Below are 22,176 nucleotides of genomic sequence, written 5' to 3' on the forward strand. Positions count from 1 at the left end.
AAAGTGTCTCATTACGCCGATCGCAGCAGATACGACCCCACGGTCGTGACGCGGTCGCCGTTGCCCTCGTCGTACATGACGGTGCGGACTGCGACCGTGCCGTCGGCGCCGCGCATCGGTTCGGCCTCTACGCGAAACGGACCCGTCTTGGCGCGTGCCATGAACATCACGTGCGACGAAACCCCCTGGATGCGGTCGCTGCCTTTAGTCGCCGCGGCTGCAGCTTCCATTGCGGCGGTTTCGAGGATGACGAACTGCGGGCCGATGTGCAGTGCGGCGTCGGGCGAGGCCACCTCGACGGCGAGTTCGGGCAAAGCCCAACGGCCGTCGGGGCGGCGATGACCGCCGAACACCTGCCACAGTGGCGGCAGGTCGGGGGAGTCGACGACCTCGAGCGGATTGGCCGCCATCTTTTCCAGGCCGTCGGGCGGTGTGCCGATGCTGATGCCCTGGCCCTGGGTCAGCGCCAGCACGCGGTCGGGTCGGTCGGCGTCGACGATCTTCGTCCTGCTGTAACCCATCTGGCGGCCGCGCTTGAGGTCCTCCGACACCATTTCGATTCGCCGCACGTCGCGGCCCGGGTCGAGGATCTGGCAGGAATGGATGACGGGGTTCGGCACCGCCTCGAGATCGGACATGTGGCCGCCTTCGGGCGAGGCGATGCCCAGCACGGCCAGCAGCAGGCCGCCCGCGCCGTTGCGCATGTCGCGGCGGATCGTGACGGTGTTGTCCTCCGGCCCGAGGTCCATCTGTGCGTAACTACGGCCGATATAGCGGTAGCTCAGCAGCCCGCCCCAGCGCCGGCGCAGCTCGTCGGCATAGGCCTCTGGCGAATCGGTCAGCTCACGAATGTCGCGCACCATGCAGCGACATTACATTCTTGGCCGCCGTTGTAACCATGGCGTCGCGGTTTCCAGCTGCGCGGCGAGCTGAAGCAGGATCGTCTCGTCGGGAGCCATCAACTGCACCCCGATCGGCAGGCCATCTCCCGTGACGCCCAGCGGCAACGAGATCGCGGCCCAGCCCGTGACATTCGCCAGCGATGTCCAGCCGGTGGTCGCGAACTCGACATCGAAGAACGCGCGCGTGGTACCGCGCGGTTGGTCCAGCAGTCGGTAGGGCGGCGGCGGCGTCAACAGCGTGGGCACGAGCAGCACGTCGTGTCCGGTCATTCCCGCAGCGAACCGGCGCGTCTGTGCGTGCACCGCGCCGATCGCCTCGGCGTATGCGAGACCGGTCGTGGTGAAGCCCTCGCGGACCATCACCCAGGTGCTCGGTTCGAACTCGTCTTCATGCGGTTCGCGTCCGAGATGGGCCGTCGCCAACGCGTGCAGTTGGGCATTGCTGACGTTGTGCAGTACGGCGATCGCGTCGGCGACGGCCTCGGCGTCGACAGTTGGCGCGCCCGACTCGACGATGTGTCCGAGGCCTTCGAGAGCCTTGCCCGTCTGTTCGACGGCCGCCACGACCGCGGGGTCGGTGACCGGACCGGGGAACGGCGATGCGGTCGCGATGAGGATGCGCGCGGGTGCAGGTTCCTGCGTAATGGCTTGCAGGAACGGTGTTTTGGGCGCAGGTGCGGTGTACGGGTCACCAGGCGCCGACCCCGCGACGGTGTCCAACAGCGCGGCGCTGTCTCGTACGGTGCGGGTCAGCGCGTGCTCATTGACCAACCCCTCCAGTCCGTGGCCGGCGCTGGGCGCGAAGGAGGTACGGCCGCGTCGCGGCTTGAGGCCTACGAGGCCACAACACGATGCGGGCACGCGGATAGAACCGGTGCCGTCACCGCCCGAGGCCGCGGGGACGACCCCGGCCGCCACCGCGGCGGCCGATCCGCCACTGGACCCACCGGGTGTGATCGACGGCGACCACGGGTTCACCGTCGGCCCGAACAATGAGGGCTCGGTCGTGCAGTGATTGCCCCATTCGGGTGTGTTGGTCTTGCCGAACACGACGAGTCCGGCCGCGAGATAGCGATCGACGATCCACGCCGAGTCGGCCGCCACGTGGGTGCGCAGTGCCCGTGAGCCCATCGCCTCTGGCGCACCGGCAAGCGAGGCACCAAGATCCTTGAGTAGGAAGGGAACTCCGGCGAGCGGGCCGGAAGCAGTCAATGTCGCGGCCTGCTGCCGACCGCGATCGAACAGGTCGGCGATGACGGCGTTCAGGTGCCGCGTGGCTTCGAGGCGCAGAATCGCTGCCTCGAGTAGTTCCGTCGCGGTCAGTTCGCCCGAGGCGACCAATTGCCCCTGGCCGATGGCGTCGACATCGGCGAGTGCGAAGGCATCGGTGGTGTTCATTGGGACGGATCATTCAACGGGCTTCAGGTCGCGGCAACTCGAAGCCAGTTCCAGGGCTGACAGCGACGACTGTGCGATTTCATACTCAACACACCGAAAGCGGCGTATGAATACGCACAAGCAATCGACGGATGCCTCCGCCTGAGCGGTCACAGGATCGGGCGGCGGGGTGACCTTCCCATTTCATAGCCGGCGGGAAACGACATCTCGATGACCCGAAGCTGGTCGTTGGCCTTTGATTCCAGTTCCAGGACGACGCAACCGCCGCCGAGGACCTTGGACTCCAGAACGATGTAATGCGCACCGCCACCGTTGACGTCGGTGACGTGTTCCCCCGAGCGCAGCGCCTCAACGGGCACCAGCTCAGGGGCCTTTAAATGGTCTGGTTCCACCTTGGCAACCGTAGGTGAAAAGGCCGTGCCTGCGGGCCGGTTTGGCCCGACACGCGCTATCCGACGGCCATGGTGTATCCGACGACCCCCAGGCCGACGGCCACCACGCACAACACCAGGGTGCCGACGGCGAACGGCCATGCCGCTTTGCGTCGATACAGCTGAGTCACCGAGACCACCAGGCCGACGATTCCGATTCCGAGCGCGGCGAGCAGTGCGGTCCCGACCGCGGTGGCCGCGCCCTCCGCACTACAGCTTTCCGGCGGGCAGTAATCCAGGAATGCGAGCGAGAACAGCCCCATGAACGCGGCGACCAACCCGAACGCCACGGTGAAAATCAGTGCCCCGATCGAGACCCATAGATCAGTGGTCGCGATCGGGGGTTTCGGCGGCGGGGGCGGCGGATAGCTGGGGTACGCCATGACACGCGATGCTAGTGGTTATCGCCTGTTTAGCGGTTTCTTGCCGATTGGCTGGCCGATCGACAATCATTGCCACGGGGGTGTGCACATGCAGAGCACAATGCAAGACTTTCCGCTTACCGTGACAGGGATTCTGCGGCACGGCACAGGGTGGTACTCGAATCGACGGGTCACGACGGTCACTGCCGACGGATATCGAGACATCAGCTACGGCGAGTTCGGCACGCGGGTGGCCCAGCTTGCTCACGGACTGCGTCAGCTCGGCGTGACCCAAGGCGATCGCGTCGCGACGTTCATGTGGAACGACCAGGAGCACTTGGAGGCGTACTTCGCCGCCCCGTGCATGGGGGCAGTGCTGCATACGCTGAACGTCCGGCTGACCGCCGAACACGTCGCGTTCATCGCCAATCAGGCCGAGGACCGCGTTGTGCTGGTCGACATGTCGCTGGCGGCAGCGCTGGGTCCGATATTGCCGCTGCTGAGCACGGTGCGCACAGTGGTCGCTGTCGGGGACGGGGATGTGGCGCCTCTGTCCGCCGCCGGGATCACGGTCGTTCGTTACGACGACCTGCTGGACGGACAGCCACTCGAATACAGCTGGCCCGATCTAGACGAAAGAAGCGCCGCCGCAATGTGTTACACCAGCGGCACAACCGGAAACCCGAAAGGCGTGGTCTACAGCCACCGGTCGAACTACCTGCATTCCATGTCGGTGTGCTCGGCCAACGGTTTCGGCTTGCGTGACGGCGACCGCGTGCTGCCGATCGCGAACATGTTCCACGCCAATGCGTGGGGCCAGCCGTACGCGGCGGTGATGGCGGGGGCCGACCTGTTGTTGCCGAACCGTTTCCTGCAGGCGGACGCGCTGGTCAACATGATCGAACAACGCCGTCCCACCGTGGCCACGGCGGTTCCGACGATCTGGAACGACGTGCTGCAATACCTGAATGCCAATCCAGGCCACGACATCTCGTCGCTGCGGTTGGTGGCGTGCGGAGGCTCAGCCGTGCCGCTGGGGATGATGAAGACCTACGAGCAGACATACGGCGTGCACATCCGCCAGGCCTGGGGGATGACGGAGACGTCCCCGCTGGCGGCGTTGGCGGCCCCGCCGCCGGAGGTCACCGGGGAGGACCACTGGACGTTGCGCGCCACCGCGGGCCGGGTGGTCTCGGGGGTCGAGGTTCGCCTCGTCGACGATGCGGGCTGCGTGCTGCCCAACGACGGTAAGGCCGTGGGGGAGATCGAGATTCGGGGGCCGTGGATCACGGCTTCCTATTATCAGAACGCCGATCCGTCGAAGTTCGACGATGGCTGGCTTCGCACGGGGGATGTCGGCCGGATCGATCCGCAGGGTTTCATCACGTTGACGGATCGCGCCAAGGACGTCATCAAGTCCGGTGGCGAGTGGATTTCATCAGTCGAGTTGGAGCTGTTGCTGATGGACCATCCGGCGGTGCTGGAGGCCGCCGTGGTTGCGGTGCCAGATGATCGGTGGCAGGAGCGGCCGTTGGCCGCGGTTGTCGTCAAGAAGGATGCGACGGTAACAGTTCAGGAACTACGAAAGCATCTGTGCGACAAGGTCGCCCGGTTCTGGCTGCCCGAGCGCTGGACGTTCATCGATGAAGTGCCGAAGACGAGCGTTGGCAAGTTTGACAAGAAAGTCGTCCGGTCGCAATATGCCGATGGCGCCTTCGATGTCCTCGAGTGTCACGACTGAGCCGAGTCAGCGCCCGCGGTCATCGCCCATCGGATACCGCCGACAACCACCCGTCCCGCGATCCGGATGACTGTGGCCTCGACTGGCGGAAAATAGGGCAGCAGCAACGGCATTCGCGCCCACGACGGCAACATCGACACCGACGCCGCGGCCAACAGCCCGTACGGCGCCCGTGCCGCGATCGGCAGCGGGGGAGTCAACAACAGGAACCGCGCGGCGTCGCGCGCCGCCGCGGTGCCGGCCAACTCGGGCCGGAACGCCTGAATCCGTTCGTGCAGTTCCCGTTCCGTCACCGGTGGGTCGACCACCCCGAGCGCCGCTGCGACGCGGGCGGTGTCGGCCACGTACCCGTCGCGGCCGCCTTGGTCGAGCGGATGGGCGCCGTAGAGTCGGTGCGCCAGAAGGAAGCTGTCGACCTCGGCGACGTGCACCCATTCGAGCAGGTGCGGATCCGTAGCGCGGTAAGGCCTGCCGTCAGGCGCGATGCCATGGACGCGCTGGTGGATTCCGCGCACCTTGTCGACCGCACGCTGTGCGTCGGCAGCGGGGCCGAATGTCGTCACCGCGAGGAACGTGCTGGTGCGCTGGAGCCGACCCCACGGATCACCGCGGTAATCGGAATGTTCTGCGACGCCAGCCATCGCCAGCGGATGCAGTGACTGCAGGAGCAGCGCTCGCAGGCCGCCGACGAACATCGAGGCGTCGGCGTGCACGTGGCGAATCGGACGGTCTTCGCCGAACCAGCGCGGGCCCGGGCTCTGGTGGATGCGCGCGCGGTTGGCCGGCCCGTCCGGCCCGGCAACCATGCCGAACAAGCTGCGGCCCAGGGTCTCGCGGACAACACCGAGGTCCGGCAACACCGTCATGCCTTCGACGGTACGCGAGCGGATCGGCGGTTTTGCCAGTCGAACTCCGCGTTAATTATTAATGTCGGTGGCACCTGGACACAGACCATGGGGGGCGCAATGAGGCGTCAGCGAGTTCGCCGCGTTTTGGCCGCAATGGTTGTGGCGATGCCGGCGGTTTTAACGATTGGAACCGGGACCGCGGCCGCCGACGGCCCGACCGGCGCCGGGGGGACAGCCGGGGGCGGAACCTTCGTCGCATTCACCCAGATTTTCAGGCGGTGCGACTTCAGTACCAAGACGCACATCGGGCCCACCGGATATGCGGGATCGAGCGCCGTGGTGCGCACCACGGGCTCCGAGGTGATCGCCGACGTGCAGGTCATCAGGGCGATCCCCGGCACGGTTTATGTCGTGGGGTTGGTCGAGATGCCGCACTCGTCGGCTGTGGGCTGCAATCCCGGCGATCCGGGCGTGATCTCTGGTGTGCTCACCGCCGATGACTTGGGCAACGGCAGCGTGACTCTTCGCGGACCGATTGCCTCTGGCGCCACGGGCGCGTGGATGTACGTCAGTAGACCTGGCTATCTGTCGCAGACACCCGACGAGTTCTACACGTCCGACTTCATCGTGCCGATCTAGCCTCGCGGCCCGCGGTAGTCGACCATCGGCTCCTGCCTGAGTACCGCGCCGCCGGCGGTGATGCGCAACTCGGCCGGTGAAATCGAGTAGGTGACGCTCGCGTTCTGCGCAATGAACTCGTGGGTCGGAGTGGTATGAGCAGCGGTCTTGAGTACCGCATCATCGCTGAGCCGCATGCCCCGGTAGCCGTAGCGACCCTCGCTGTCGCCACAGATCACCACAAGCGAACCCGGCGTTCGGCCGATCGCGATCGCGGTTTGGTTTCCATCGCATCGCGCACCGGTGTTGACGAAGCCTCTGTCGTCGACAGCGAACCGGACTCGCGTTGCGGGCGGTTGGATCGGCGGGCTGGGCGGTTCGGCCGCCGGTGGCGGCGGGTCGGCGGGCACGGTCGTCGAAGGCAAGGCGCTCGGCGGGGTGACCGTCCCGGGAGCTGCCCACTTCACGACGGCGCCGACCGAGACGATCAGCGTCGCGAGCAGGACCGCCGATCCGCCGAGCGCCAGTCGCTTACGCAGTAGATGTCGACCGGGAGGAGGCTGCTTTCGGTGTCGGCCGCGGGTTCGGGAAGTGCGTGTCAGATACCCCGAGCTGGTGACCAAGGTCGCTCCCGTCATGCAACTTCGTGCACTGGTTGTGCGGAACATTCTGCACGACAAGGCTTATAGGGAATGCCAAGGCCACCCGGTATTCGGCAGGCGCGAATCTTGTTGATTCACTGCGTAATTTGCTAGCTACGCTTTGACGGGGTCGCAAGTGTGGTTACGGTATCGGGGTGACCGTCTATGCCATGGCTGCGCTGAAGTTCACTGATCGCGATGCCTACGACCGCTACCAGGCGGCGTTCATGGAGGTCTTCCTGCGCTACTCGGGAACACTACTTGCGGCCGACGAGGCGCCACAGGTCATCGAAGGCGATTGGGACCGGGAAAAGGTCGTGTTGATGAGCTTCCCGCACGAGGAGGCGTTTCGCGAGTGGGCAGAATCGCCTGACTACCAACGTATTTCGGCAGACCGTCGCGCTGGCGCTGACACGGTGGTGGTGCTGGTGCAGGCTATCCGGGGATGACTACGGTGAGCTCGTTGCCCTGACGCTCAACCCGCATTCCGGCTCGCCGAGCGACGGCGGCCACCTGCGCTGCGTCGTCGGGCTCGGACTTGGTCGTCGCCAATGCGCGGGCCAGTCGGCCCTTGTGCGCCTTGTTGAAATGGCTCACCACGCTGCGCGAGCCGTCGGCACGCTCGGCCAGCACGTCGACCTTGACAGCACCGGGCAAGCGGCCGAGCGCGGCATACGAACCGGACCGCAGATCGACGACGAGCTCAGCAGACGCAAGGCGCGCGAGCACCGGCTCGAGCACGGGTCGCCATCGCGCGGCCAGCGTCGGCTGCCCTGGCAGCTTCGATGTCGCCGAAAGCCGATAGGCGGGCACTGGATCATCCGCGCGCAGTAGCCCGAATAACGCAGAACCGACCGCGAGTCGAGTTCGGGCACGGGCCGCAGCGGCACCACGCAGTGATCCGATATCCAGTGCGTCGTAGAGCACGCCGGTGTAGCGACTGATCGCGGGCATCGTCGGCGCAGTGCGCAGCACGGCGTTGCGCTCGATCTCGGCGTGCTGCGACGCGGAGATGCCGAGCGCCCGACGGCAGGCGTCATGGTCGGCTGCCAGCACGACGAGTTCGTCGATCAGCGCTTCACGCAATGGCCCGAGTTCGGGCGCACTGAGCGTCTCCAGCCGCAGGGGCGGGCCGTCACCTCCGACGTGCTTGGTCTCGGAGGGGGGCAGCAGCACGATCACGGTCGAGACGGTAGCCGAGGGCGGAAACCGTCACGAACGCCGAGTACTGCGTCAGGCCGGCGGCAGATCGGCGGGCGGCGGCGCGGAGGGATCGGCGGGCGGCGGCGGCGCGAACGGGTCGGCCGGGGGAGGCGGTGCCATCTCAGGAGCCGGGGCTTCCTGGGCCATCAACACGACCGGAGCCTCTGGGGCGGGCGGCGGCACCATCTCGGGCGAGGGCGGCATGAAAGGCATGCCATCGGGGGCGGCCATCGCGTCCGGCGCGGGCGGGGCGTCTTCGGGAGCGACCGGCAGATACATGTGGTGGCTGAACTGTCCCTGGAACGCGCCACCGCCGCCGATCCGCACGCCGCCGCCCTCACCGGAGGAGACAGGGGTGCCGTCGGGCAGCGTGGCGGCGGTGTGCCCGCCGTTCCAGCCGACGTTGAGGGCGCCGGGCTGCGTGCCGTACTTGAAGCCGCGCGCGAGCAGAGCCCTCTCGATGTTGCCGGTGTTGAACCGGTCGCCGTAGATCGGCCGACCAGTTGCCGCATTAGCGACCCACGAAACCAAGCCCGAGCAGTCCGTGCCCCTGGGCGAGTCTCCGCCGGAGATGTACGGTGTGCCCGAAACCGAGCTCACAAGCGTCAACAGCGTTACGGTAGCAAACATGCGGCCGGACGCTACTAGAGGTTTTTGTAACGCACCAAAATCTGTGATGCCCTTCACAACTCGCAGTTGGAGCGGGCCAGTTCACGAAATGTCACGGACTGCTAAGTGAACCAATCCGACAGCGCCGCTTCAGATTTCATACGAACATGCTGGTAGTCGCAGGTAGTTACACGCGCAATCACCTTTGTGCGACAGACATATAGATGTGCAAGCGTTGCGAATTCGTAGTCGATGCGCATCGGAAGAGGTACGTCGAACACGGCTGATGAGTGGCCGGTATCACATTTCAAGATCGTAAAATGTGGCCTGGGCCACAGCCGAAAGTCGTTTGAAATCGCGATCTAGCGGTACACCAGCGATACCGCAGGTATCACAGTGCGCCTGACAGCTTCCCGGACAAAGACTGGGAATGGGCCAATACCAGACATTTACATTGTCAATTCGATGTATTCGTATTCAAACATGCTGTTGCACAGCCAAATACATCCCGTTGCAAGTGAAACCTACTGCGCTGCAGCAGATTTACTGATCGTTATACGCAAGTAGCAGAGGCACGCGCTGCTCGGCCGTCGTCAGCGAACCATGCTGACCAATCAGTGCCGACAACAGTGGCTCCGCGGTCCGCCGCATGATGCCCGCGGTGCCGCGCGCTGCGGCGACAACGTCGCCGATGCGGAACCGCGCGGCGGCGCCGACTCGGTCGCCGAACCATCCCGCGGCGATCGCTTCGTCGCGGGACGCCACCCATGCCCGCTGTCCCAACGTCTCTCGCCACGCGGAGAGCACCGCGTCCACCGCCCCGTCGGCAACGTAAACGTGTCGAGCGCGCGGCTCGCCGGCGATGGCGTCGACGCCGTCCAGCATCGGCTCGCAGGCGTCGACATCGACAACCTCCGAAGCGTCGATCGACACCATTCCGTGGTCGGCGACGACTGCGAGCAAACCGCCGCGCGGCAGTCCCTCCACGATCGACTCCACCAGCCGGTCCACCTGGCGCAGCTGCATCCGCCATGCCGACGAGCCGGGGCCGTAGACGTGTCCGAGCAGGTCGAGCTCCGAGTGATAGCCGTAGCAGAAGCCGCCATCGGCGACCGCGGAGCGCACGCAGGCGGCCAAATCGCCCAGTGCGTGCACGCCGACATAACGGCCGCCGCGCAGCACGGCCCGGGTCAGCCCGGAGCCGCTGAATTCCGAGCCGGAGATGACGCTGACCGCGATCCCGGTCGCGGCGGCCCGCTCGAATGTCGTCGGCATCGGTTGGACCTGCTCAGGCGGGAATTTCTCGCGCAGATCACGCCCGGTCGGATGCGGTCGCCAGCCGAGGGCGTTGATCACGTCGGTACCTGGCAGCCGAAACGAGAGCCCGACCATCCCGTGCTCGCCCGAGCGAGCGCCGGTGCCAACTGCCGCCAGCCCGGCCGCGGTCGTGGACGGGAATCCGACCTGAAGTGTCCGCCCGCGCAGAGCAGCCAGCACAGGTGCGTCTGCGGCGTAGGTGTCCAGCAGTTCGGCTCCGAGTCCGTCGACGAGCAGCACGCACGCGCCTGCCACCTCACCGGGCAGTGGGATCGAGCCGTCGAATCCCGCGACGCCCATCGCGGCCAGCACCGACGGCACAACGTCTGCCAGGTGGGGAAGGTCGGGATCCGGTGTGGGCAGGTCCACAGCGCGAGCCTCCCACACCTCGGCGCCCTCCATCCTCGTGTCGCCCACGCGACGCAGTGCTCCGACATCGGCCGGATGTTTGACAACTCAACAAAACTCCTCCGGCCGGGCCTTTACTGCTTCTTGACCACGCGTTGAATCGCCCTTCTGACGATGGTCACGTGACTACGCTTCAAACGGTGGAGCTGGGGGTTCTGGGGACTCTGCAAGTCCGGCAGTATGGCCTGCCGGTCGCCATTCCCGGCGCCAAGCCCCGCGCCATTTTGACGATGCTCGGACTGCACGGCGGTGGCGTCGTCTCAGCAGACACACTCGTGGAACTCCTGTGGGGCGACGATCCGCCACGCACCGCCGCCAAGGCACTGCAGACCCACATCTCCTCGCTGCGGCGCACCCTTGGTGACGGCTTCGTGCTGACCGAGGGTGCCGGCTGGGTGCTCAACACCACCGAGACTGATGCCACGCGTTACAAGCTGGCCGCCAGGCTGGGCCGCGACGCGGTGGCCGCTGGAGACCCGACTCAAGCGATCGCCCGCTTCGACGAGGCGCTGGCACTCTGGCGCGGTGTCCCCGAACTGCCCGATGGCCCGCGGGGTGTATCGGAGAAAACACGATGGATCGAGGGCCACGCGGCCCTCGTGGAAGACCGCGCCGATGCACTGCTTGCGACGGGCCGTGCAGCAGAGATCATCGGTGAACTCGAAGCTGCCGTGGCAGACGCACCGCTTCGTGAAAGGCGTTGGGGCCAGCTGATGCTCGCCCTCTACCGCGCAGGCAGGCAAGGGGAGGCGCTTGGCGCTTACCAACGCGCACGATCCCTGCTGGCCGACGAGTTGGGCGTCGACCCCGGACCGGAGTTGCGTCGGCTAGAGGCCGCCATCATCACGCAGGATTCCGCATTGGAAGTCCCTGTGTCACAGCAACTCTCGGCGGTTACCCGGACGGTGACCTTCTTACTCACCGATATCGAGGGGTCGACCGCCGCGTGGGAGGCGGACGCCGAAGCGATGGCGGCGGCACTCGCGAGACACGACGAGATCGTCGAACAGGTTGTCACGGCGCGGGGCGGGCGTCTCATCAAGACGCGCGGTGAGGGCGACGCAACGTTCTCGGTCTTCGACCGGCCCTCGGCGGCCGCGACTGCCGCGATCGACTTGCAGGAAGCGATCTCTCACGAACCGTGGGAGTTGGCAGAGCCCATGCGCATCCGCATAGCGCTGCACACCGGCGAGGTCGAGCTGCGCAACGGCGACTACTTCGGCCGGGCGGTCAACCGGGCGGCCCGACTGCGGTCGCTGGCGGCCGGGGGCCAAATTCTATGTTCAGGCGCGACCGCCGAACTCGTCGTCGACTCGCTTCGAGACGACGTCGTGCTGGCCGACCTCGGGACGCGTCAGCTCAAGAACCTTGCCCGCCCCGAACACGTCTTCGAACTTCGGCTGGATGCCGCTGACGAATCCCGCGCTTCCGCAACGGATACACCTATCGAACGGCCGGCCCTGCCAGCCGTTTTGGCCGGCTCCGGGCCGTTCGTCGGGCGGGCCAGCGAACTCGAGCAGCTGCTGTCGATTTGGCAGGCCACACTTGCCGCCGGCACGCGCGCGGTGATGATCGCCGGAGAGCCCGGCGTAGGTAAGACACGTTTGGCCGGTGAATGGTCCCGCCACGCTTACGACGGAGGTGCCGTCGTCCTCTACGGCCGTTGCGATGAGGACCTCGGCGCGCCGTACCAGCCGTTCGCGGAAGCCCTGCGTGCGGTCGTACCTAGTCTCGGCGCCAACCGAATTCGCGGGTTGCGCGGTGTCGAAGCACTGCTTCCACTGGTGCCGGCACTGAGCGAGTTGTTACCCGATCTGGCGGCGCCGCCGCATGCTGACGCAGACACCGAACGCTACGCGCTCTTCGATGCAGTCGTCGCACTGTTGGGCGTTGCCTCAGACGCCGCGCCAGTGGTGCTGGTCCTCGATGACCTCCATTGGGCGGCCAAGCCCACGCTTCTACTGTTACGGCATCTCCTTCGCTTCGGCGAGCACGCCCGCGTTCAGATCGTCGGCACGTACCGAAGTACCGATCTCGACCGTTCCCATCCGCTGGCGGCCATGCTTGCCGACCTGCACCGCGACGGGTCCGATAATCGCCTTCAGTTGCGCGGGCTGGACGAGGACGATGTGAGCGCCTATGTTGCCGAAGCCGGGTACGACGATGAGGAGCTGGCCCGGGCGTTGGCGACCGTCACCGGCGGCAATCCTTTCTTCCTCATCGAGGCGCTGCGTCATGTTCACGAAAGTGGCGGGCGTTGGGACCCAAGCACTTTGCCGCAAGGCGTTCGAGAAGCTGTAAGCCGCAGACTTTCTCGGTTGCCGGAGGGAACGAACAAGGCCCTGGCGGCTGCCGCGGTGGTGGGCAGCCGGTTTGCCCTGGATCTGGTAGAGCGCGTGGTCGGGGATGATCTCGTCGACGCTTTCGACGAAGCGTCCAAAGCAGGCATCGTCATCGAAGAATCGGGCGGCCATTACCGTTTCAATCACGCCCTCGTCCGGCAGTCGCTGATCGCCGAATTGGCATCGGTGCGCCGTATGCGATTGCACCAGCGCATCGCGGCGACGCTGGAAGCCGAGTCCGGCCCCGACGACGAACGACTGGCCGAATTGGCGTACCACTACTTCGAATGTGCGTGGGCGGGAAACGCCGCGAAGGCCGTCGAGTATTGCAGGCGTGCAGCGGAGCAGGCGATGGCCCGCCTCGCTTACGAAGGCGCGGCTGACCTGTACGACCGGGCGCTGCACGCGCTCGAGGAGCTTGATGACGAGCTGCCCGACCGGGATGACCAGCAGGCCGAACTGTTGGTGGCGCGATGTGAGGCGCTGTTGGCAGCGGGCGATGTTGCGTCGGCGGCAGGCGCGGTATCGCAACTGCAAGAAGCCGCAGGCGATTCGGCCAGGCTCACGGCGTGGGGCACCTGTTTCGATGGCCAACTATCGATGCTCACCCATCCCGAGCGCCTGGACGACATCGAATCCGCGCTTGCCGTCGCCGCCGAGGAACTGGCCAGACTGGACGACGCGGCGGGGGAGGCCAAGGCCCACACCGTTCGCGCCGGATGCTTGGCACGCCTCGGTCGCATTGGGGACAGCGAAATGGCGCTGGATCACGCGCTGACCGCCGCGCGCCGCGCCCGTGACCACCGACGCGTGAACGCGGTACTGGCCGGGGCGCCACTAGCTGCGTTATGGGGTCCAAACCCGGTGCCGCGCGCGGGTGGACGGTGTCTCGATGTGGTGCGGCTGCTTCGCATCACGACGGGATCGGCCGTCGTCGAGGCAACGTCGACGCGATGCCAGGGCGTGCTTGACGCATTTCGAGGTCGCCCCGAGGCCGGCCGTCGCCTGATCGACTCGGCCCGGCGCGCGTTGAACGACCTTGGCATGCGCCACGCGTTACTCGAGGTCGAACAGTTCGCAGGCATAGTCGAACTGGTAGCCGACGAGCCCGCGTCTGCCGAGACGCACCTACGGCAGGCCTACGACGGATTCCGGCGCATGCGCCTCGATGCGGATACAGCCGAGACCGCCGCTTTGTTGGCGCGCGCTTGTCTGCTTCTCGATAGAGACGGCGACGCCGACGAATTATGCACGGAGAGTGAACGTCTCGCCGGGCATGCGCTGAAAGCATCGATGACCTGGCGTACGGTTCGGGCTCAGCTGTTGGCGCGAAACGGTGCTCACGACGCGGCCCGGCAGGTGGCCCAGGAGGCGGTCGCTATCGCTGCGGGCACCGACGCTCTGGTCGACCACGGCGATGCCTGCCTGGCGCTGGCCACAGTGTTGGATATCGTCGGCGACCTCGCCGGTGCACAAGCGGCCGCCACGCAGGCTGCCGAGTTGTATGAGCGCAAAGGCGCAGCGGCACTTGCCGACAAGGCCCGCCGCCTTCTCAGCGGACGTGACGTTCTGGCGCTCGCGCCCACCCTCGAAGCTCCGGCCGTGAAGCTCGACAACCTTTGCGTCCGGGTGATGCATGAGGTGGAAGCTGCCTTCGAGCGCGAGGACTGGGACGAATGCGAGAAAACGTTTGCGCCCGACGTCTTCGTCGAGAGTCGCCGCAAGGTGGTCGGCTTCACCCAGAACGATCTTCGGCCGGGTGACTGGCCACGAGTTGCCAGACATCTTCGCGAAGGATGGGCGTGGCAGCGATGGGCAGTCATCGCCGTCCGAGGCGAGCGCCTGGCCCTCACTCGACTCGACCTCGGCACCGACGATGCGAGCCCGGGAGCGCCGCACGAGGAGATGCTCTTGTTGTGCGGTCTCGACGAAGACGGTCAGATCGCGCTGCAGGTGATGTTCGATGTCGATGACATCGACGCTGCGATGGCCGAACTCGAATCCGCGCATGCGCGGTTTGAGGCCGCACGTCCACGGGCGTTGCTCGAAAATGCAGCGAGCCAAGTGGACGAACGCTTCTGGAGATACTTCCCGGCCCGCGATTGGGACACCATGGCGGAGATTCTGAGCGATGACTTTTCGCTTGATGATCGTCGTCGCACAGTGAGCGCCGGCGTCCGGCAGGGTCGCGATACCGAAATCGAGAACCTCAAGGCCATGGCCGATCTCGCCGACAGTGGGAACGTAACGTGCAATATCATTGCCACCCGCGGTGACCGCCTCGCCCTCCGTGTTCTTCGTTTCTCGGAGCAGGACCGACAGCGCGAGAGCTTCTGCAACGAGATGGTCGGCGTAGTCGAAATCGACGCCGACAACCGGCTTGCGTCGCACGTCGTGTTTGACCTCGACGACTTCGACGCTGCCTTCAACGAGCTCGATGCTCGCTATCTCGCCGGTGAGGCGGCACCGTACGCAGACGCCTGGCAGAGCGTGATGGATACGCTTGGTGAGGTGAATCGTCACGAGCTGGGGCCCATCATGGGCGGGCTCAGGTACGTCGATCATCGCCGGATTTCGTTCGGCTCTAATGACTTCGGGCGGGCGGTTGAGGAGCTGTGGGCACTCGTGCCCGATGCCCGGTATCGAGTGACGGCAATACATGCGCTTGACGCGCACGGCACCGTCGCCAGCCTCGTCATCGAAGGCACCGACACTCGTGGGAATGAACTGCAGTGGCCTCGAATCGTTGCGCTTGTTCCCGAGGAACAGCGGATGGACGTATACGAAGAGAACGACCTCGACGCGGCGCTCGCCACGTTTGAACGGTTCAGCCATCCGACGACGCGCCTGCAGAATGCAGCAAGCCGAGCGTACGAGCGCGCGAAGAACGGCCTTGCGACCCGCGACTGGGCTGCGATTGCCGAAATCCTCGCCGCCGGTGTCGCTACCGAGGACCGTCGTCGAGTGGTGAATGCCGGCCGCCGGCAGGGAAAGGATGCAGCCCTCGCCGAATTCCGCGCCACCGCCGAAGTCATACAGAACTGGACGTCACAGGTCATTGCGACCAGGGGCGAGCGACTCGTGCTCAATCGTGCACAAGTCTCCGGTTTAGGTGTGGGTCCGGAGACATTCCGCGTCGACGTCCTCGACGTAATTGAGACCGACGACGACGGGCTTGCTGTCGGCCGAATCGTCTTCGATCCGGACGATTTCGAAGATGCGCTTGCAGAACTCGACGCACGCTACCTCACCGGCGAAGCTGCGGCTCACGCCCGCGTCTGGTCGCTCATAACGCAACGCCATGCCGCGGCACTGCATCGACACGAAATACACCCGACCCCGGCCGACTTCATCAACATCGACCACCGTCGCGGAATCGCATTCGCGCCAGGGGACCTTGTGGCGTACATCCGCGCCGCCTGGGATCAGATTCCGGATCTCGGCTTCTTCATCGAGGCTGTGCATCGGCTAAGCGACCTCGGGACCGTCTACACCCTGGTGTTGAGCGGAACCTCACGCGAGGGCTTGCACGCCGAGTGGCGGATCGTCGAAATGGTCACAGTCCAAGGTGATTTGATCGATCGCACCGAAATTTTCGACGAGACCGACCTCGACATTGCGTTCGCGACGTTCGATCAGCTCAAGCCTCCGCCACCACGCGACCACAACGCGGCGGGCTCGGTGGCTGGGTCGTTGGCGACATGTTTCGCCGCGCGGGACTGGGACGCCGCGGCGGAGCTTCTCGCCGACGACTTTTCCATAGACGATCGTCGACGCGTCGTGAACGCTGGGGTTCGACACGGTCGTGAGGCGGAGCTCGACGATTTGCGCGCGGCAGATGATGTAGGTATCGCGGACGTGACACCGACCGTCATCGCCACACGGGGCAGACGCCTCGTGCTGGCTCACGCCCGCTTCTCCGTCGCCGACCAACGACCCGACGCGTTCCAGAACGAGGGCCTCACTCTTGTCGAAATCGACTCCCAGGAGCGGGTCACCGATGTTGTCATGTTCGACCCCGACGACATCGACGCCGCCTTCGGGAACCTCGAAAGCCGTTATCTTGCAGGCGAAGCGGCGGCATACGAGCACATTTGGTCGCGGATTGTGGAGGCACATGCCGGGCTCAACCGAATGGAGCTACCCGCGACGACTCCCGACTGGGTGAGCATCGACCACCGCAGAGGGACGGCGTTCGGCTCTGGTGACCTGTTCGCATACATCCGTTCCGCGTGGGAACTGATGCCCGACATTCACGGCCACATCGAGACGGTGCACCGATTGAACAGCCTCGGGGCGGTAGTCACTCACGTGATCACTGGCACATCGCAAGACGGCTTCGCCGCGTCGTGGCGGCAAATAAACGTCCTCACCGTCGAGGGTGATCTGTTCAATCGCATCGAGATTTTCGACGAGGCAGATCTCGACGACGCGATCGCAGCTTTCGATGAACTCAGTCAGCCGTCGCCCCAGCTGGAAAACGAGGCGAGCCGAGTCGTAAAGCGGTACGCGGCACTTTTCGCAACTCGCGACTGGGACACCATGGCCGGCTTGGTGGCCGACAGCTTCACGACCGACGATCGTCGCCCGGTGGTAAGCGCGGGGATTCAACATGGTCGGGATGTCGAGATGGCGAATATGCGCGCCATCGCCGAGGTGGGGTTTGAAAGCATCACGACTACGGTCATCGCCATCCGAGGGGAACGCCTTGTGCTTTTCGGGAGCTCGTTCTCCGTTCCCGATTGGCCCGGCGAAGAATTCGCGGTGCTAGACCTGGCCGAGATCACTGCTGAGGGTCAGATTTCTAGACATGTAATATTCGAACCGGACGACCTCGATGCCGCATTCGAAGAACTCGAAGCACGGTACATCGCGAGCGAAGGGGCGGCCCGCGCGCACACGTGGTCCGTGATCGCGGCAGCCTACGTGGATCTCAACCGTCACGAAATCTACCCAGCGACACCGGACTTGGTGAGTATCGATCATCGTCGCGGCGCCATGGCATTTGCACCGGGCGAACTCATCACATACCTCAACGCTTCCTGGAATCAACTTCCGGACTTGAGCTTTCGCGTGGAAGCTGTGTGTCGGCTCGGTGATCGGGGGGCGGTCTATACGCAGGTGTTGAAGGGCACCTCGCAGGAAGGCTTCGCCGCCGAGTGGCGGATTGCCCAGATCATGATGGTCGAGGGCGAGCTGGTCAGTCGCGCCGAGATCTTCGATGAGACGGACCTCGATGCAGCGATCGCACGTTTCGACGAGCTCACCGCAGCGACATCGACACTGGAGAACGCCGGGAGCCGACTGAACAAACGGTTCAACTCGTATTTTGCATTGCGCGACTGGGACGCCATGGCGAAGATGCTCGCCGATGACACGTCCGTGGAGGATCGGCGTCGGGTAGTGAACGCCGAGACACTCCGTGGCCGTGACGTCGAAATCGCAAACCTGCGGGCCATCGCCCAGCTCGGAAGCCAAAGCGTGACAGCGCTCGTCATTGCGACTCGTGGCGAGCGCCTCGCTCTCACTCGTACCCGCTTTGCGGGCGGCGACCAGCGTCCGGACGCATTCTGCACTGATGCGCTCGTCATTGTGGGGATCGACGCCAACGAGCTGATCACGGCTCGCGTGGCGTTCGACCTCGACGACATCGACGCCGCATTCGAAGAACTCGACGCGCGTTATATCGCTGGTGAAGCGGCCGCACATGCGCACACTTGGTCGATCATCCAGGGCGCCTACGCGGCGATCAACCAGGGTGAAATCCCCGTGATTTCGCCGAATTGGGTCAACGTCGACCACCAGCTGCGCGCGACGATCGAGGCAGGTGACTTGACCGCGTACCTGGGCGCCGGTTGGAATCTCACGCCAGGTTTCAAGATTCGCGTCGCGGCTGTGCATCGGTTGACCGATTTTGGAGCGGTGGTCACTCACACAGCATGTGGCATCTCGCAAGAGGGCTTCGAGGCAGAGTGGCAGATGATCGCCGTCCTGACCGTCGACGGCGACCAAATCGGCCGCTGTGAACTGTTCAGCGACGCACACCTCGACGCCGCATTAGCCAGGTTCGACGAACTTTGCAGGACGGCACCACGATTGGAAAACGCAGCGAGCCGCGCATACGACCACTTCAACGTGCGCCTCGCGGCTCGCGACTGGGATGCCATGGCGCAGATGGTGACCGACGATGTCTGCGACGACGATCGTCGTCGCGTGGTGAGCGGTGGCGTCCGACGCGGCCGGGATGCCCAGATGGCGAACTTGCGCGCAGTGGTCGGAGTCGGTGTCAGAAATTACGAATCAACCGTTATCGCAACCCGCGGGGACAGGCTCGCGCTCACCCGTTCGCGCGTATCGGGCAGCGGCCAGGCTGCCGAGGCATACGCCCTCGAGATGCTCACGCTCATCGAAATTGACACCGACAACCGGATCTCGGCCGGCGTTGCGTTCGATCTCGACGACATCGATGCCGCATTCAGCGAGCTCGAAACCCGTTATATCGCAGGCGAAGCCGCCGACCACGCCCGCATCTGGTCACTTGTCACGCGCGCCTTCGCAGCCGTCAACCGGCATGAGCTGGCAGCGCGGACGACAGATTGCGAATTCGTCGACCGGCGGCGGCTTGCGATGGTCGACACGAGAACGATGGGCGCGTCGTTCAATGTGGGGTGGGATCTCGCGCCGCAAGGCAGCATCTACATCGACACTGTTCATCGGCTGAGCGACCTCGGAGCTGTTGTCACTCACTCAATGCGCGCAACCTCGCAGGATGGATTCGACGTCGAGTGGCGATCAATCGATCTGTTGACGTTCGAGGGCGACAAATTGAAGCGCTCTGAAACCTTCGACGAGGCGGATCTCGATGCCGCACTCGAGCGGTTTGACGAATTACAGCCGACAGTAGCGCGATCGCTGAACGCGGCAACTCGAGTCTACGAGCGTTTTTGGGCCTCCTACGATGCTCGCGACTGGGACGCTATCGAGAAGGCGTTGACCGAGGATATCTACACCGATGATCGACGTCGTGTCGTGAACGCCGGGATCCAGCGGGGACGCGATGGCGAACTCGCAAACATGCGAAGCCTCGCCGATATCGGGGCGAACGTGACGTGGACCGCCGTTGCGACGCGCGGGCAGCGCCTCGTCCTCAGTCGTTTCTCCTCGGCGAACCAGGATCTCCAGCACGGTGAGTTCGCTGTCGAGATGTTAAACGTGATTGAAGTCGACAGCGACGACCGGATCGTGGCGGCTGTTCTGTTCGATGTCGACGACATCATCGACGCAAGCGAGGAACTCGACGCCCGTTACTTCGCAGGCGAGGCAGCAGCACACTCCCGTACGTGGTCGCTCATCATGCGCACCTTCGATGCACTCAACAACCAGGAAGTCCCACCGACCGCGCCACATTGGGTACACCTCGATCATCGACAGCTCGCCATGTACCAGGCGAGCGATTTGCCCGCATACCTCGGGGCCACATGGGATCTCACACCAGAGTCCAGCACCTACGTCGAAGCCGTGCATCGGCTGACTGACCTCGGCGCGGTGCTTACCATCGCCTCGCAGGGGACCTCTTCAGACGGCTTCGAAGTCGAATGGCGAGAGGTCAGCCTGGTCACGTTCGACGAGGACAAGATCAGCCGCGGCGAAGTTTACGACGAGGCCGACCTAGCAGCCGCACTCGCCCGGTTCGACGAGCTCCATCGGTCGTTGCCCCATCCAGAAAACGCGGCGAGCCAAGTAACTGAGCGCTTTTGGGCGTTGTTCTCCGCCCGCAACTGGGCAGCAATGACGGAAATGCTCGCTGAGGGAACATTGTCGGACGATCGTCGCCGACTGGTGGGCGCGGGTTTGGTAGAAGGCAGAACGGCATGTATCGCGGACTTGCGAGCCATTGCCAGCGTCGGGGCGAAAAGCTATGGATCAACGGTCATTGCGACTCGCGGGCAGCGGCTTGTGCTAGCGCACTTCCGCGTCAAGGGCCCAGAACAACAGCCCGAGGCCTTCGAGGTGGAAATGCTTGGCCTCATCGAGATCAACTCCGACGACCAAATCGTGGCACGAGTCGCATTCGACGTCGACGACATCGGCGCCGCCTTCACAGAACTCGACGCCCGGTATGCCGCCGGCGAAGCCGGAGCCCACGCACACACGTGGTCAGTCGTCGCCCGGGGGTACGCCGCGCTCACGCGACACGAGGTACCTACGACGACACGGGACTTCGTGAGTATCGACCACCGACGGGGGATAGCCTTCGCCCCCGGCGATCTAATCCCGTACATACGTGCCGCCTTTGACATCTCGCCGGACCTCAACGTCCATATCGAGACGGTGCCCCGACTGAGCGACCTCGGCGCGGTCGTGTCACACGCCGCATACGGGACCTCGCAGGTGGGATTCACTGCCGAGTGGCGAGAGATCGTCCTGTTCACGGTCGACGGTGACGCGGTCAACCGCTGCGAGATGTTTGGTGAAGCCGACCTAGAAGCCGCGCTCGCACGGTTCGACGAGCTCAATCGCCAAGTGCCGCAATTAGAGAACGCGGCAACTCAGACCTGGACACAACTAGCCGATGCATTCAACCGCCGCGAGGTGGACGAATTTCAGTCGCTGATTACCGCGGACTGCCACGCGGAGGATCGGCGTAAAGGCTTGCGCGCCTCTTTCGAGAGGCTGAGACCGCGCGACGCCACGCAGGCGATGTTCGACGCCACCCCCAGCTGGCGATCGGAGGCGGACGTCGTCGCGATCAGGGGTGCGCGTTTTGCGTTGATGCGCAACCGTTTCCGTGACACCGCCGAGCCTGACGCGCCGATTGCCGCGGAGTACTTGACGGTTGTGGAAGTCAGCGACGACGGCCTTCTGCGTCGCTCCGCGAGGTTTGATCCCGATGACATCAACGAAGCGTTCACGGAGCTGACAGCTCGCTGGATCGCATCCGGAGAAGTCGAGCATCCGCAAGCCATTGAGTCGCACCTGAAGATTCTGCAGGTACTGAATCGCCATGACTGGGATACCTACCGGGCTAGCTTGGCGCACGCCACAGGCGTCAACCACCGCCAACTGGCGACAGGCACGACGGTCGCTGATTTCATCAAGTCCGTCGACACGGTGGCGTCGCTGATCCCGAATTTCTGGGTGGAGCCGACGAATATTCTTCGCTACTCGGCATCGGGCGCATTAGGTGACCTGCTGGCGAAAGGCACGTCGTCGGACGGAGTCGAGGTCGAGATCCCGATGCTGTTGCTGGGCGTATTCGACGGCGATCTCCTTACCCACTTCGAGTTGTTTGACCCTGACCAACGGGACCTCGCGCTGGTCAGATTCGACGAGTTGACCCGACCAGCCTGAAGCGA

General features: G+C 64.8%; 13 protein-coding genes. 4 read left to right on the forward strand and 9 right to left on the reverse strand.

The window, feature by feature from the left end:
- Window positions 1–11 precede the first annotated feature (11 nt).
- The 4 genes from GGC64_RS12345 to GGC64_RS12360 form a co-directional block, all read right to left on the reverse strand.
- The gene (locus tag GGC64_RS12345; protein ID WP_192722808.1) at window positions 12–863 is read right to left on the reverse strand and encodes a hypothetical protein; all 852 of its coding nucleotides are present in this window, start codon (window positions 861–863) and stop codon (window positions 12–14) included.
- Between the two features lie 9 nt (window positions 864–872).
- Entirely contained in the window at window positions 873–2,300 is a 1,428-nt protein-coding gene (locus GGC64_RS12350) for an amidase (RefSeq protein ID WP_192722809.1), read from the reverse strand.
- Between the two features lie 149 nt (window positions 2,301–2,449).
- On the reverse strand, window positions 2,450–2,692 hold the full coding sequence (locus GGC64_RS12355) for a hypothetical protein (RefSeq protein WP_192722810.1): 243 nt from the start codon (window positions 2,690–2,692) through the stop codon (window positions 2,450–2,452).
- A 56-nt stretch (window positions 2,693–2,748) separates the two neighbouring features.
- On the reverse strand, window positions 2,749–3,114 hold the full coding sequence (locus tag GGC64_RS12360; RefSeq protein ID WP_192722811.1) for a hypothetical protein: 366 nt from the start codon (window positions 3,112–3,114) through the stop codon (window positions 2,749–2,751).
- A gap of 88 nt (window positions 3,115–3,202) precedes the next feature.
- Here GGC64_RS12360 and GGC64_RS12365 point away from each other — a divergent pair, with 88 nt between their 5' ends.
- Window positions 3,203–4,834 (forward strand): fatty acid--CoA ligase, encoded by a 1,632-nt coding sequence (locus GGC64_RS12365; protein WP_192722812.1) that lies wholly within the window; start codon window positions 3,203–3,205, stop codon window positions 4,832–4,834.
- On the opposite strand, the gene GGC64_RS12370 is transcribed toward GGC64_RS12365, so the two are convergent.
- Entirely contained in the window at window positions 4,825–5,700 is an 876-nt protein-coding gene (locus tag GGC64_RS12370; protein ID WP_192722813.1) for an oxygenase MpaB family protein, read from the reverse strand. The two genes, GGC64_RS12365 and GGC64_RS12370, sit on opposite strands and share 10 nt — an antisense overlap.
- A 147-nt stretch (window positions 5,701–5,847) precedes the next feature.
- Between GGC64_RS12370 and GGC64_RS12375 the strand changes: the two genes are divergently transcribed.
- Entirely contained in the window at window positions 5,848–6,321 is a 474-nt protein-coding gene (locus GGC64_RS12375; protein ID WP_225951713.1) for a hypothetical protein, read from the forward strand.
- Here the strand turns inward: GGC64_RS12375 and GGC64_RS12380 are convergent.
- Window positions 6,318–6,938, reverse strand: coding sequence for a hypothetical protein (locus GGC64_RS12380; RefSeq protein ID WP_192722814.1), 621 nt, complete (start codon window positions 6,936–6,938; stop codon window positions 6,318–6,320). The two genes, GGC64_RS12375 and GGC64_RS12380, sit on opposite strands and share 4 nt — an antisense overlap.
- A 158-nt stretch (window positions 6,939–7,096) precedes the next feature.
- Between GGC64_RS12380 and GGC64_RS12385 the strand changes: the two genes are divergently transcribed.
- Window positions 7,097–7,390, forward strand: a complete 294-nt coding sequence (locus GGC64_RS12385) for a DUF1330 domain-containing protein (RefSeq protein WP_192722815.1) — start codon at window positions 7,097–7,099, stop codon at window positions 7,388–7,390.
- Here the strand turns inward: GGC64_RS12385 and yaaA are convergent.
- From yaaA to GGC64_RS12400, 3 genes are all read right to left on the reverse strand, one after another.
- Window positions 7,377–8,123 carry a peroxide stress protein YaaA gene (gene yaaA, locus GGC64_RS12390; RefSeq protein ID WP_192722816.1) on the reverse strand — a complete coding sequence of 249 codons (747 nt, stop codon included), beginning with the start codon at window positions 8,121–8,123 and terminating at the stop codon, window positions 7,377–7,379. The two genes, GGC64_RS12385 and yaaA, sit on opposite strands and share 14 nt — an antisense overlap.
- Before the next feature lie 51 nt (window positions 8,124–8,174).
- Window positions 8,175–8,774 (reverse strand): C40 family peptidase, encoded by a 600-nt coding sequence (locus GGC64_RS12395; protein WP_192722817.1) that lies wholly within the window; start codon window positions 8,772–8,774, stop codon window positions 8,175–8,177.
- A gap of 522 nt (window positions 8,775–9,296) precedes the next feature.
- The gene (locus tag GGC64_RS12400) at window positions 9,297–10,439 is read right to left on the reverse strand and encodes a nucleotide pyrophosphatase/phosphodiesterase family protein (protein WP_192723853.1); all 1,143 of its coding nucleotides are present in this window, start codon (window positions 10,437–10,439) and stop codon (window positions 9,297–9,299) included.
- A gap of 179 nt (window positions 10,440–10,618) precedes the next feature.
- Between GGC64_RS12400 and GGC64_RS12405 the strand changes: the two genes are divergently transcribed.
- Entirely contained in the window at window positions 10,619–22,171 is an 11,553-nt protein-coding gene (locus GGC64_RS12405) for a BTAD domain-containing putative transcriptional regulator (RefSeq protein WP_192723854.1), read from the forward strand.
- The last annotated feature ends 5 nt before the right edge of the window (window positions 22,172–22,176 follow it).

The sequence above is a fragment of the Mycobacterium sp. OAS707 genome (assembly GCF_014873705.1).
Taxonomy (GTDB): domain Bacteria; phylum Actinomycetota; class Actinomycetes; order Mycobacteriales; family Mycobacteriaceae; genus Mycobacterium.

Coding starts and splice junctions, on each gene's coding strand:
- GGC64_RS12345 (WP_192722808.1), bottom strand. CDS start 863: ATGGTGCGCGACATTCGTGAGCTGACCGATTCGCCAGAGGCCTATGCC.
- GGC64_RS12350 (WP_192722809.1), bottom strand. CDS start 2,300: ATGAACACCACCGATGCCTTCGCACTCGCCGATGTCGACGCCATCGGC.
- GGC64_RS12360 (WP_192722811.1), bottom strand. CDS start 3,114: ATGGCGTACCCCAGCTATCCGCCGCCCCCGCCGCCGAAACCCCCGATC.
- GGC64_RS12365 (WP_192722812.1), top strand. CDS start 3,203: ATGCAGAGCACAATGCAAGACTTTCCGCTTACCGTGACAGGGATTCTG.
- GGC64_RS12370 (WP_192722813.1), bottom strand. CDS start 5,700: ATGACGGTGTTGCCGGACCTCGGTGTTGTCCGCGAGACCCTGGGCCGC.
- GGC64_RS12375 (WP_225951713.1), top strand. CDS start 5,848: ATGCCGGCGGTTTTAACGATTGGAACCGGGACCGCGGCCGCCGACGGC.
- GGC64_RS12380 (WP_192722814.1), bottom strand. CDS start 6,938: ATGACGGGAGCGACCTTGGTCACCAGCTCGGGGTATCTGACACGCACT.
- GGC64_RS12395 (WP_192722817.1), bottom strand. CDS start 8,774: ATGTTTGCTACCGTAACGCTGTTGACGCTTGTGAGCTCGGTTTCGGGC.